Origin of the sequence: Maridesulfovibrio frigidus DSM 17176, assembly GCF_000711735.1 — a bacterium.
Classification (GTDB): Bacteria; Desulfobacterota; Desulfovibrionia; order Desulfovibrionales; family Desulfovibrionaceae; genus Maridesulfovibrio; species Maridesulfovibrio frigidus.
In genome coordinates this window covers 67,119-80,569 of the sequence record NZ_JONL01000003.1, presented here as the reverse complement: position 1 = coordinate 80,569, position 13,451 = coordinate 67,119, and the positions used below count along the sequence as shown (strand labels likewise).

At 44.5% G+C, this 13,451-nt stretch carries 12 protein-coding genes; 5 read left to right on the top strand and 7 right to left on the bottom strand.

The features are described 5' to 3' along the window. Positions 1 to 12: 12 nt before the first annotated feature. The 7 genes from BR06_RS0107670 to BR06_RS0107640 form a co-directional block, all read right to left on the bottom strand. Complete coding sequence (locus tag BR06_RS0107670) at positions 13 to 585, bottom strand: anthranilate synthase component II (RefSeq protein ID WP_031481883.1); 573 nt, start codon at positions 583 to 585, stop codon at positions 13 to 15. Further along, complete coding sequence (locus BR06_RS0107665) at positions 569 to 1,981, bottom strand: anthranilate synthase component I family protein (protein WP_031481882.1); 1,413 nt, start codon at positions 1,979 to 1,981, stop codon at positions 569 to 571. The genes BR06_RS0107670 and BR06_RS0107665 overlap by 17 nt, the downstream gene beginning before the upstream one ends. A 112-nt stretch (positions 1,982 to 2,093) precedes the next feature. Beyond that, positions 2,094 to 2,870: a prephenate dehydrogenase/arogenate dehydrogenase family protein gene (locus tag BR06_RS0107660; protein ID WP_031481881.1), complete on the bottom strand. Its 777-nt coding sequence runs from the start codon at positions 2,868 to 2,870 to the stop codon at positions 2,094 to 2,096. Position 2,871: 1 nt separating this feature from the next. Next, positions 2,872 to 4,206, bottom strand: a complete 1,335-nt coding sequence (gene aroA / locus BR06_RS0107655; protein ID WP_031481880.1) for a 3-phosphoshikimate 1-carboxyvinyltransferase — start codon at positions 4,204 to 4,206, stop codon at positions 2,872 to 2,874. Positions 4,207 to 4,246: 40 nt separating this feature from the next. Then, positions 4,247 to 5,350 (bottom strand): prephenate dehydratase, encoded by a 1,104-nt coding sequence (gene pheA / locus BR06_RS0107650; protein WP_031481879.1) that lies wholly within the window; start codon positions 5,348 to 5,350, stop codon positions 4,247 to 4,249. A gap of 6 nt (positions 5,351 to 5,356) precedes the next feature. After that, the gene (locus BR06_RS0107645) at positions 5,357 to 6,340 is read right to left on the bottom strand and encodes a 3-dehydroquinate synthase II family protein (protein WP_031481878.1); all 984 of its coding nucleotides are present in this window, start codon (positions 6,338 to 6,340) and stop codon (positions 5,357 to 5,359) included. A gap of 17 nt (positions 6,341 to 6,357) precedes the next feature. Next, on the bottom strand, positions 6,358 to 7,155 hold the full coding sequence (locus BR06_RS0107640; protein ID WP_031481877.1) for a 2-amino-3,7-dideoxy-D-threo-hept-6-ulosonate synthase: 798 nt from the start codon (positions 7,153 to 7,155) through the stop codon (positions 6,358 to 6,360). Positions 7,156 to 7,702: 547 nt separating this feature from the next. Here BR06_RS0107640 and BR06_RS0107635 point away from each other — a divergent pair. The 5 genes from BR06_RS0107635 to aspA all read left to right on the top strand — a co-directional run bounded on the left by BR06_RS0107635 (position 7,703) and on the right by aspA (position 13,384). Next, the gene (locus BR06_RS0107635; protein WP_031481876.1) at positions 7,703 to 9,073 is read left to right on the top strand and encodes an ammonium transporter; all 1,371 of its coding nucleotides are present in this window, start codon (positions 7,703 to 7,705) and stop codon (positions 9,071 to 9,073) included. 23 nt (positions 9,074 to 9,096) lie between these two features. Then, a complete protein-coding gene (locus tag BR06_RS0107630; RefSeq protein WP_031481875.1) occupies positions 9,097 to 9,426 on the top strand; it encodes a P-II family nitrogen regulator in 330 nt (109 codons plus the stop codon). 137 nt (positions 9,427 to 9,563) lie between these two features. Continuing rightward, on the top strand, positions 9,564 to 10,796 hold the full coding sequence (locus tag BR06_RS0107625; RefSeq protein ID WP_031481874.1) for an EAL domain-containing protein: 1,233 nt from the start codon (positions 9,564 to 9,566) through the stop codon (positions 10,794 to 10,796). A 99-nt stretch (positions 10,797 to 10,895) separates the two neighbouring features. Continuing rightward, on the top strand, positions 10,896 to 11,792 hold the full coding sequence (gene rarD, locus BR06_RS0107620; protein WP_031481873.1) for an EamA family transporter RarD: 897 nt from the start codon (positions 10,896 to 10,898) through the stop codon (positions 11,790 to 11,792). A gap of 173 nt (positions 11,793 to 11,965) precedes the next feature. Further along, a complete protein-coding gene (aspA, locus tag BR06_RS0107615) occupies positions 11,966 to 13,384 on the top strand; it encodes an aspartate ammonia-lyase (RefSeq protein WP_031481872.1) in 1,419 nt (472 codons plus the stop codon). Positions 13,385 to 13,451 lie beyond the last annotated feature (67 nt).

The window sequence follows — 13,451 nt, the reverse complement described above, 5'->3', positions numbered from 1 at the left end:
CTTGAGAGTTGATTAAATACTACCGTCGAGGAAGTTCTTAAGAAGCTTCGGTCCATCTGGAGTCAAAATTGACTCTGGATGAAACTGAACCCCTGCCCATGGACGGTCCTTATAACGTAATCCCATAACTTCTTTCTGGTCTGTCCAAGCAGTAAGTTCCATCATATCGATAGCTTCATCAACATTCACGACTAATGAATGGTAGCGGCAAACCTGAAAGGGATTATCCATCCCCCTGAAAAGTCCATCATTACTATGATAAACTTCAGAAGTTTTACCGTGCATGATGCGGTCCGCGCGCACAACAGATGCTCCGCCGAAATGACCGAGGGTCTGATGACCTAAACAAACACCGAGAACTGGAATTTCCTTTGGTAAGCGCGACAAAAATTCAAGGCTCAGACCCGCATTTTCAGGGCGGCTTGGTCCGGGAGAAAGACAGACGCGATCAAGTTTACCAGATTCGGCAAGTTCAAGAATTTCTTCGCGATCATTTCTTAGAACCAGAGGCTCAGCACCTAACTGCTGAAACGCCTGCACCAAATTGAAAGTGAATGAATCGTAATTATCAACAAGCAAAAACATCGCCACCCTCCGACTGCAAAATTTCCCGTAAAACTCTTGCCTTATTATTGCATTCTTCCCATTCCATTTCAGGGATGGAATCATAAACAATTCCAGCCCCAGCCTGCCAGTGGCACTTGCCATCTCTGATCCACATGGAGCGAATAGTTATACCGGTATCAAGGTTAATAGAATCTTTATCCAAACCAATGAAACCAATTGCTCCGCCGTATGGTCCACGGGGAACTTCTTCAATTTCGGAGATAATTTCCATAGCCCTGATTTTAGGAGCGCCGGATAAAGTTCCAGCAGGGAAAGTCGCCTGCAAAACATCGATAGCATCATGATCGTCGCGAAGGTCCGCTTCGACATAAGAAGTCAGATGCATAACGTGACTGAAATATTCAACCTGCATAAACTTCTCAACGGTAACGGTCCCAGCCTTAGCAATGCGCCCGAGGTCATTACGACCTAGATCAACAAGCATTACGTGTTCCGCACGCTCTTTCGGATCAGCAAGCAGTTCTTCGGAATTTTTCAGGTCTCCTGCAGCATCAACGCCTCTAAGACGGGTTCCGGCAATGGGGCGAACTTCAAGTCTGCCGCGTTCACAACGAGCCATCATTTCAGGTGATGATCCAAGCAGAATCTCTTCACGGCTGAACTTCATATAGAACATGAATGGGGACGGATTTGCCTGACGCAGTCTGCGGTATAGGTTGAAAGAATCTCCGGCAAAAGGAGCTGAAAAACGAGTGGATAGAACCACCTGGATACATTCACCTTCTGCGATAAGATCTTTAACTTTTTTAACACCTTCAATATACTTCTCACGTCCTGGAGAAACTGTAGGTTCGCCAACGACAGTCGGTTCGGTTTTGTTGGTGAAATCCTGAGGCGTAAATTCAGGCTCTGCCCCTTCATCTAAAGATAGGAAGCAGCAACGGTGCTTAAGGTGGTCAAACAAAACTGCCCTGCCCGGTAAAACGAGACGGACCTCAGCATCTTTGGCTGGAATTTTATCTGCCAGCTTAGGCTCAAGCATTCCTGCCAATCCGTAACCGAGCGTACCGTATAAACCCCTAGTAAAAGCCGGAAGCGGACCAACTTCATCCTGCGCATCTACATGCAGGGATTTCATAACAGCCCGAAGACCTTCAAGAAAGTCCATACCTGAATACTGGGCAAGCCCTGCCAGACGAGAATCCGCACATTCAACAGAAAGCTTCCCGCGCACAGGAGTCAAAGAAAGTCTAAAATCCCAAGCTATAAGACTGTAACGCCCAAGCCTTCCATCAACCTCAGCACTCTCAAGAAGTATTCCCGGTGCATCCCCAACAAGTCCAAGATAAAGACTGATCGGAGTTTGCACATCAGCCGGCAACCATTTGCCATACTGCGTCAATTCGATTTTCATATATTTACTCCACTTTTTTAATTTTACAGTAAGTGCTCGCTTAAACGAGGCATATAAAAAAAGCCGCATCCTCTAGGAGAATACGGCTTAAAATTTTTTTGATGCTATTCTCCTATTTATTGTCTTCACGCCACCACCAAGATGCGCGTTCGGAAAGAAGATCCATATCTCCAGACGCAGCAAGGCTTAGGAACGAACGAAACAAGCGAATAGCTTCAAGGCTATACTCATTTGCACCAGAAATAGTTACAAAAAGGTCACTGTCCTGTGTCACCATTTTCTTAGCGGCTTCAAGCCTGCGCTTAAAAGATGGAGTCACATACTTTTCAATATTAGGAAGTTCTCTCGCACATGCAAAAAATGCTATGGAGGAACTGAAGTTTAAACTTTGAATCATTGCCATTGCCCGGTCATGCTCTTCTTCTGTAGATTCGAATGCTCCGAAATCTAACCGCTCAAAGAAATCTTTAACCGCTGGCAGCGAAGGTTTGTCTCCATCACGCTCTGCAACAAGAGCAACGGTTGGATCAAAATCAACAGGAATGGTAGGCCCGAACAAAGGATGGGTTCCGACCACAGGGCCGTCATAAGCCCTGATCATCTGCTGCAACGGACGCCCTTTAACAGAGCCTACATCAGAAAGAACCGCGCCTTTCTTCATATGAGGTACAACCATAGGAAGCACATCATCCATAACGGTCACAGGAATACAAAGCAGCACAAAGTCGCTCTTAGGAAGAAGGCGAGCCATCTCTTCCTCGTCAAGAGGCTGGTCAAACCGATGTACGAGAATACCCGCACGCTCGGCTTTCAGGGCTAGAAATCCGCCCATCTGTCCTCTTGAGCCAATTACGGCTATGCTGTGAATTCTGTTAAACTCAGATTCCATTTTAGCAACCATTACCTTTTTTGATTTTATCCCATTCTTTCCAGAAATTCGGGAATGACTTTTTAACGCAATCCGGATCTTCTGCAACAGCTTCAATGCCTGCCAAGCTGAAAATAGCCGTACTCATTGCCAGTCTGTGATCGTCATATGTCGAAAAGACAATTTTTTCACCCTTTTTAAGGGTCCCAGGAATAATTTTTATGAAATCATCACCGACTTCGGCCTTTCCACCTGCTCTAATAACCTCTGTAGCACTTGCATCTAAACGATCACATTCTTTAATTTTCAGATGAGCTACATTAGTTATAGTAGTAGGACCATCTGCAAAAGAAGCAGCAACTGCTACTGTCGGAACTAAATCAGGACAAAGTCCCATGTCTACTTCGATGCCATGAAGTTTTGAGGGAAAAACTGTAACCCCGTTAGAGTCACTTTCGATTTTAGCACCCATAGCTTTCAAAATATCCACAATGGCCCTGTCTCCCTGCAAAGAATCGATAGCTAAACCATCAATTCTAACAGGATGCTGACCAACAGCTCCGGCGGCTAAGAAGTATGATCCATTACTCCAGTCACCCTCAACGCGGCAACTATCGCTTTGATACTTTGAAGGCTGCACAACAAATCTGATCTCGCCAGGTATAACCTGCTCCACCAAGCGCCAATCTGTTTGCACCCACTTGCCATCGCTAATAACTTCTACAGCGAATGAGACACCGAAATCTTCCATCACATTCAGGGTCAAAGCAACATATGGCCACGATACGGCTTTTTTACCGACAACTGTTATTGTTGTGCTCTTTTTCGCATATGGAGCGGCAAGAAGCAAACCGGATAAATACTGGCTGCTTTCCTCAAGAGAAATTTCCATTTCACCGCCGCTGAAACCATCCGACTCAAGTATTACCGGAGGATATCCTTCTTTCTCAGCAAAAGTAACTTTCACACCCTGAGATTCGAGAGCTTTAGTTAATTCACCGATAGGACGATCATGCATGCGGGATGTACCCTGAATGCGAAACTGCCCTTTTCCAGCCCCTGCAATCGCAGTAATGAGCCTGCAAGTTGTTCCAGAATCTCTCATTTCAAGGATAGCAGGTTCTTTATCGCCCCCCTTAGGGCCTCCGCTCATACCTATTACTATAGTAGAGCCGGATTCAACGCTGAATTCTGCCCCCATTGAGGTGAGACAATCCATAGTGCGCTTAATATCATTACTATCTAATGGATCAAGCACCGTTGTAGTCCCTGCGGAAAAAGCGCCCGCAATGAGCGCCCTATGTGACAAAGATTTCGATGAAGGAGCCTTAATTTTAATACATGTATCGGAAGTCATCCGTTTATCCCTGTGTTTTTTTTAAAAGCAGTTGTAAGAACTAAAACTTGCTGCCACCCTGCGAACCGCTAGGATAACTTCCCAGAATTCTAAAAGTAAGACAGCGTTCCTTGAGTTCATCAATAATACTTTCATACTCTTCAGTGCTTAGATCACCTTGAAGATCCACAAAAAACATATACTTCCACTTTTCGCCAAGGAAAGGACGAGATTCAAGTTTGGTCATGTTGATACTTTTGCCCGAAAGGACACCAAGAACACCAACCAATGCACCCGGCTTATCCGGCGTAGTAAAGAGGATAGTTGTTTTATCTCTTTTACCCTCAATACCGGGCTTAGGTCCAATTATTAAAAATCTTGTCCAGTTGTCAGGCAAATCTTCAATTGCTTCGGCAACAACATGAAGGCCAAAAATGTTTGCCAGCTTGATGTTACCCAGAGCTGCACAAGAATCATCTCCATCCGCAACCATTTCAGCAGCTTTTGCTGTAGAATCAACAGACTGAAGAGTCGCATTCGGCAAGTTGGTGCGTAGCCAGCCAGCACATTGCTCTATAGCTTTTGAGTGCGAGTATACAGTCTTGATCTTATCCAGTCCTGAACCTTTAGTAATAAGGCCATGACTAATACGGCTATAAACTTCATCTTGAATGTACACGGGATAACGCATGAATAAATCAACGTTTTGCCCAACTGTCCCTTTGAGTGAATTTTCAAGAGGGATAATACCTAAATCGGCTTCCCCTTTGGAAACTGCGACAAAAATGTCTTCAAAGTTATTTTTAGGGACGAGGTCAGCCTGACGTCCCATATGCTCGAGACCTGCAAAGTACGAAAAGGTTCCTTCAGGCCCTAGATAAACGACCCTTTCAGGCCGCTGCAATCTACGCGAAGAAGAAATGATCTCCCTGTATATACCTTCAAGATGCTCTTCTGGGAGCGGCCCCGGATTTAGATCACTCAACCCTTTAAGAACTTCCTGCTCACGAAAAGGCTTAAAAATCTGATCGGCAGATCCAGCTTTTACTGCCCCGACAGACAAAGAAGCTTCAGCTCTTTTATTAAGAAGATCCAGGATTTGTGTGTCTAGAGTGTCTATTGTTACTCTGAGAACATCTAATTTTTCTTTTTTAGAATCTGGCATTTACTACTAGTCCTCAACGATTTCTTCACTGATACGCATTCCGAAATGACGTCCAGCATCGTCTAAGCGGCATAAAATTTCGTCGCCCGGCTTGATTGTTACTACACTTACAGGCTCACCTGTTGCGCTCACAACTCTGATTGTTTCAGCATTCTGCAAAAACACTTTACCGGTTACAGGCCCTTGCGGGGTAGTAACTTCGGCAGTTATCAGCAGCATTGGTCTGACTTCAACCTTACAGCGACCTACAGTTGCAATAGAAGTTTTACCTTCAGCATCAACTATAAGTACTTCCGTACCGGAAGCCAGCTCCTGAAGGTAAGTTGTGCGATCTCCAGGCATCTGTGCGTAAGCATGAACAGCTCCGGCATTAACACGGAACGGACGAGCTGCAACATAAGGATTGGACTCGGTTTCGCCATGTACCAGAAATGTAAATGCACTGGAATTACCGACCAACATTCCCTGCCCTTTCTTAAGCATGGAAATAGTATCAACACAAACACGGTGCCCAAGTCCTGCGGATTCAATCTTGGTAATCTTAGCTTTCTGTAAATCCATGTGACCCTGACTAAGTTTTAGTTCCGCGACAATTGCTTTCAGCTCATGCGCTGCTTCGGGAAGAACAACAATGGTATCTGCGCCTCGTTCAAGAACTCCTGCGGCAAGAGTTGCACGATCCAAGGATTCAACTTCAAGGGCAAGCTTATCGACCTGTGCAAGAATGTTTTCAACCGGGATAATTTCCCAGCCCTTAGCAAGACAAACTTCGGTGCCATCTTTGGAAAGGTCGATGGCAATGTCTTCATCACTCTTCTGATTTATCGCAACAAGCGGCATTTCTTCAGGAGTAATAACAACAACTCTGCCAAGTTCAGTGATCGCATCCTTATGCTCAGGCTCAGCGAGAACGGCGTCTACGCCGGACTCGAGAGCAATAGTCAAAAGATTTTTATCGAACGGTATTGCTTTGTATACTATCTTTTTCATCTTAATTTCCAATTATGTTATTCGCCGATGTATTTAAGAGCAGCTTCAACAGTTTCATCCTGATGAACAACTTTGCTAAGGGCTTCTACCAGTCTTACGCGGTTCTTATGCTGAAAGACATTACGTCCAACGGAAAGACCGGAGCCACCTGCGCTAATGGAGTCTGAAACCATCTGAAGGAAAGACTGGGTTGAATCAAGCTTAGGGCCACCTGCAATAACAACCGGAATACAAACACCATCAACAACACGCCCGAAAGTTTCAGGATCACCAGTGTAAGAAACTTTAACGATATCTGCGCCAAGTTCTTCACCAACACGGGCACAATGAGCAACTATTTCAGGATCGAACTCATCTTTAATTTTAGGCCCACGAGCGTAAACCATTGCGAGAATAGGCATTCCCCAACTGGTCGCTTTGTCAGAGACTTCACCGAGATCACGAAGCATCTGCATTTCAGTTTCGTCACCTAGGTTAACGTGGACACTTACAGCGTCAGCACCGCGGCGAAGAGCATCTTCAACAGTACCTACAAGGATTTTAGCATTTGGAGTGGGGGAAAGTGAAGTGCTTGCAGAAAGATGAACAATAAGACCACAATCCTGTCCTTCGCTACGATGTCCGCAACGAACAAGGCCTCTGTGCCCAAGAACGGCATTGGCTCCGCCAGCTACCATATCATCAACAGCATTACGCATATTTTCAAGTCCAGCTATTGGACCAACACTAACACCGTGGTCCATAGGGACGATTATTGTTCTTTCAGTTGCTCTATTGAAAATTCTTTCAAGTCTAATCTTTTTACCAACATCCATTTTACTTCTCCGGTAGTTTTGCCTTTATATAAGAACCGCTGCCAGTGGCGGCCTCAAATCAAAAAAAAGGGCCGCCGGCGAATTATCGCCTGCGGCCCTTTGTAGAGGTAGTTTGTTAAGAAATTTCTATTTTCTCACGAGCAAACCTCAACGCGACCACAAGCGTAGGTGCACCAAAAATAAAAGAAATAGAAATATGAGAGGCTGGCGCCTGTGGTGGTTGTTAAAGTCTGCATGGGCATTAAGTAACCACCACTGCAAAAAAGAGTCAACAACTTTCTTTATTTTTCTACCATCATTAATATAATAGACACTTATTGTTAATCCTACCCTACTTTAAAAAGATACCCCTCGTCACTTATTACCTTTTTGTCAATAACGGGCTATAAATAGTATACAAAAAAGTTCATTAATACAATTTTGTAAGAGACTATTTGCGCGCGTTTACATAAAACACAATTAATACAGACACTTATGCAGTTGGCACGGTAAATGCTTAGAGAATAGCATCCTTAAAGCAATTTACACCCCGAAGGAGGAGGAACTTATGACTTTCAAATTTCCATCAATTAACCGTAAGGTATCGGCTGTCGCAGCCATGCTAATGGTAGCTGCACCAACTGCAGCCTTCGCTGGCGAAGAGTATTTGACTCAGACCCATGCCAACATTTTATGGACACTTATTGCAGCCATACTAGTTATGTTCATGCAGGCTGGTTTCGCATGTGTTGAAGCAGGATTTACCCGCAGTAAAAGCGCCGGTAATATCCTTATGAAAAACTTTCTTGATTTTGCAGCAGGATCAATCATCTTTTTCCTATTCGGATTTGCGCTGATGTTCGGTCTTGATGCAGGTGGATTCATCGGAACTTCCGGTTTCGGCCTTGAAGGCGTCAATCTAGTTAACGCTGACGGACAGTGGACTCTTACTTTCTGGTTCTTCCAGTCCGTATTTGCCGCAACAGCAGCAACAATTGTTTCTGGTGGTATCGCAGAACGCACCAAATTTAGTGGCTACATCCTTGTAACCATGATCGTAACCGGACTGATCTACCCTATTTCAGGTCACTGGGCATGGGGAAGTCTATGGCTTGGCGACGCTGGCTCAGGTTGGCTCGAAGGGCTCGGATTCATGGACTTCGCAGGATCAACAGTTGTTCACTCCGTAGGTGGCTGGATCGCTCTTGCAGGGGCTATCGTTCTCGGACCACGCATCGGTAAATACACACCAGATGGAAAAGCAAAAGCTATCCCAGGTCACAACATCCCAATGGCTGCACTTGGTGTATTCATCCTCTGGTTCGGTTGGTTCGGATTCAACCCGGGTTCCACAACAACTGCAGACGGCTCTATCGGTCTTATCGCAGTAGTAACAAGCCTCTCCGCTTGTGCAGGAACACTCGGAGCAATGTTCACATCATGGTTCAGATACGGAAAACCAGATATTTCCATGACTTGTAACGGAGCATTAGCAGGACTCGTAGGTATCACCGCAGCTTGTGCAACAGTATCTCCTGCAGCATCCATTATCATCGGCCTTATCGCTGGTATCCTAGTAGTTCTATCCATTGAATTTATCGACAAAATACTCAAAATTGATGATCCAGTTGGTGCAGTATCAGTTCACGGTGTATGTGGAGCATGGGGAACACTAGCTTGTGGACTATTCACAACACCTGTTCTTAACGACGGAGTAGGCGGACTGTTCTACGGCGGTGGATTCGCACTTGTAACCCCACAGCTCATCGGTATCGGAGCATGTTTCGTCTGGGCATTCGGTGCAGGCCTCATAGCTTTCGCTCTTGCTAAGGCAACCATCGGAATCAGAGTAACAGCTGAAGAAGAAATGAAAGGCCTCGACATAGCTGAACACGGCTCTGAATCATACAGCGGCTTCCAGATCTTCACCAACGAATAGTCACACTAGACGAGGATAATTAAATGAAACTCATTATTGCATATACACGGCCCGAGTGTCTGACTCCAATTAAACAGGCTCTTTACGCAAAAGGAATCTATACCATGTCAGTAACCAACATCCTTGGTTCAGGACGAGGCGCAGGATTCACAGAGACCTATCGCGGAGTTGTAATGGAAGTTAACCTTCTCAAAAAAGTTCGCCTCGAAATAGGACTTGCAGAAGAAAAAGTTGAAGACGCAGTAGATGCCATCAAAACAGGTGCTCATACTGGTAAAGAAGGCGACGGAGTTATCTTCGTACAGGATCTGCCTAGAACTATCAGAATCAGGACTGGCGAAGAAGCGCTTTAAATCAAAAAAATCTAGCCGGACTTTCATCCACGAAAGAAAGTCCGGCATTAAACAATTCCCGATGACCACCCACATCGGGCCACCCTCCGGCCGAAAGGGATTTACTTCCTTTCGGCCGGCCCTTAAAGTTCACTCTTATGTACAGCAAATCAAAAATATCAATTCACGAAATCATTGAACGAGAATGTCTGGCAACCATGTTTCAGCCGCTCATTTCAATGAACAGAAAATCAGTAATCGGTTATGAAGCCCTCACCAGAGGTGTCAATCCATATACTGAAGAAGTAATCTCTCCTCTTGATTTATTCTCGATGTGTGAGGATGTAGAGACTCTGACCAAACTAGACCGAGCATGCAGAAGGAAAGCCTTTAAAACTTTCGCCCCCATATTTCACAAGGACCGTTCTCTAATCCTATCCGTAAATGTTGACGCGGGAGTACTTGGAGAGAATACACTAAGTCTGGGCACTACAAAGAATATGATTAATGAATTCGGCATTACAGCGAACAACATTGTCATAGAAGTTATTGAATCCAAAGCCGGTAATGATGACGTCCTCAACCGCTTTGTTGCAAACTGCCGCAGACAGGGATTTCTCATTGCCTTAGATGATATTGGTACAGGCCACTCAAATCTGGACCGCATACCAGCACTAAAGCCAGACATCATTAAGATAGACCGCTCTCTTATTAAAGATATCGACACAAAATTTCACAACTACGAAGTCACACGTTCGCTCATTAATCTTGCTGAAAGAACAGGTACTCTGCCCCTCGCAGAAGGTGTTGAAACAACTCAGGAAGCATTAACCCTTATGCGCCTCGGAATAGACGTCTTCCAGGGGTACTATTTCGGCAAGCCCATGAATGTTGATAATGTAGAAAAAGATCACACTGCGCCCATAAAATCTATAGCGTCGCGCTTCAAAACTCACATGATGGAAAAGCTGGCCTTAAAAAAAGAACGCGATAAAAATTACAAACGCCTTGCAAAACAGCTTAAAAGCGCTCTCCTCACCGAGAAAGATATTAATTTCGATTCAATTCTATCTTCTTTTATAGATGAGAACAGTAATATTGAGTGTGCATATATCTTAAATGAGAGTGGCAAACAGGTATCGCAGACTATATGCAATCCATTCAGACTTAGAGAAAATAGAAGACTAATCTATCAGCCTGCCCCTGTTGGAGCAGACCACTCTCTTAAGGAATACTATTTAAATATTCGCTCCGGCAAAGCGTGGCACACAACCTGCCCGTATATATCCCTTGCCTCGGGTAATACGTGCATAACAGTTTCAACAAAACTTGGATGCGGAGAAGATAGTAAAGTGCTCTGCATAGACATCAGTACTCATATTAACGAGTAGTTATTATTTTAATTTTCAAATAAAGACTTTTCAAGTTCATCAAGTTCAGAGTACAAATTCAGTTAGCGTAATCTATTCTTTTTACTCTGGATTTAAATAATGAACACCCGTACCCGCGAGGGTCTTTTTTTTGCTGCCGCCACATTTATCATGTGGGGCCTTCTTCCCATCTACTGGAAGGCCTTAAAAGAAGTCGCCCCGCTCGAGCTTATCTGTCACCGCATTGTGTGGTCCTTTTTCTTTCTGGCCTTTGTCGTTACAGCCAAAAAAAGCTGGGGTGAAATCCTTACTGCCCTCAAAGATCCTAAGGGCAAAATACTACTCGCCGCCAGCAGCTCGTTAATCGCAGTGAACTGGTATACTTTCATCTGGTCGGTAAGCAACAATCATGTTGTTGAAGCCAGCCTAGGCTATTACATCAACCCCCTCGTAAATGTTCTTTTGGGCTTCATCGTCATGGGCGACAAGCTTAACAGGTTGCAAGCAACCGCAATTGGTTTCGCCATCGCGGGGGTTCTCTACTCTGTCATAGATCTTGGGAGATTCCCTTATATTGCATTAACTTTAGCTGTAAGTTTCGGACTTTACGGACTTGTCCGCAAAGTTATGAAGGTCGAATCTATTCCAGGGCTATTTATTGAAACGACAATATTGCTCCCGCTTGCCGGAGGTTATCTGCTATGGCTAAATAGCCAGGGCACTCTCAGTTTCGGCACCATAGGATTAGAGGAAACGACCCTCCTTCTTGGCGCGGGAGTCGTAACATCTATACCTCTCATTTGCTTTGCCAACGCAGCAAGGCGCTTAAAACTCATGACTCTGGGTATGTTCCAATATCTTTCACCGACATTAATGCTCCTGCTCGGCGTATTTATGTACGACGAACCGTTTAGCGAGGCTCGTCTAGTTACGTTCTGTTTCATTTGGATTGGAATTGCCATTTACCTTTATGACGGTATCCATAAACATATGAACTCGGCTCAAAAAGCAAAATAGTACTCGCCCATTGACCCCTCAGGTCATTGTGATAAAAAGAATTAAAGATTAACAAAAATTACACGTATCTGAGGTTTTACATCCTTCAGATTTCCTTTATGTTGTAGCATCAGATTTGAACATTTATACAAAACAGACTTATATTTTTACATGCAAATCCTCAGGAGAAAACGATGAAATACCGTTTGGAACATGACTGTATTGGAGAAATGAACGTTCCCGAAGACGCTTTATATGGAGTGCAAACTCTTAGAGCGGCTGAGAACTTTAAAATAACTGGAATCCCAATTTCTCACTATCCGCAAATTGTTAATGCACTAGCCTACATCAAAAAAGCTGCCGCGATTACCAACAATGAGCTGGGGAAGCTTGAAGATGACAAAACAAAAGCAATAGTATTTGCGTCCGACGAGCTACTGAGCGGCAAATACCATGATCAGTTTATAGTAGACATTATTCAAGGCGGGGCCGGAACTTCAACCAACATGAACGCAAACGAAGTTATTGCGAATGTCGGGCTTGAATTTCTAGGGCACAAAAAAGCTGAGTACGAGAACTTGCACCCTAACATTCACGTAAACATGGCGCAGTCCACAAATGATGTTTACCCCACATGTTTAAGGCTTGCACTTCTTGAAAAGATGAACCTGCTCATCAGTGCGATGGAATATTTACAAAAAAGTTTTGCAGCCAAAGGTGATGAATTTTCACACATCATGAAAATGGGAAGAACCCAGCTTCAAGATGCAGTTCCCATGACTCTAGGACAGGAATTCACATCATACTCCATTATGATTGGCGAAGATATTTTGAGAGTTCGTGAAGCAAAAGACCTCATTTGCGAGATTAATATGGGCGGGACTGCTATCGGAACGGGCCTCAACGCTCCTCCGCAATACGCTGAAAAAGTTACCGATAAACTTAAAGAACTTACTGGTTTCGAATTAACCCTAGCCCCTGACCTTATTGAAGCCACACAGGATACGGGAGCCTATGTTCAGCTTTCGGGCGTTCTTAAGCGCGTTGCTGTTAAAATTTCAAAAATTTGCAATGACCTTCGACTCCTCTCTTCCGGCCCTCGCTGTGGATTAAATGAGATTAACCTGCCGCGTATGGCCCCGGGCTCCTCAATTATGCCGGGCAAAGTTAATCCAATTATCCCCGAAGTGGTTAACCAGATTGCTTTCACCGTTATCGGCGGCGATGTAACCGTAACTATGGCAGCTGAAGCCGGACAGCTTGAGCTTAACGTCATGGAACCTGTTATTACTGCCAGCTTGCTAAATTCACTGACCATTATGCGAAGAGGATTCAGAACCTTAGCGGACAAATGTGTGTCCGGTATAACTGCAAACGAAGACGTATGCAGAGGATATGTTGAGAACAGCATAGGACTGGTAACAGCCTTAAATCCATACATCGGCTATGAAAAATCTACTGAAGTCGCAAACGAGGCCCTGAATACAGGTGGATCGGTTTACGACATTGTTATCAAGAAGGGGTACATGACCAAAGAAGATTTGGATAAAGCCCTCTCTCCTGAAAGCATGATTCATTCACATCCACTGACACTGGAACCACCTTGCTGCTAATTTTATAGAAAGGGTTGCAATTCTTTAGAGTTGCAACCCTTAATTATGCCATTCAAACTTGACTCGT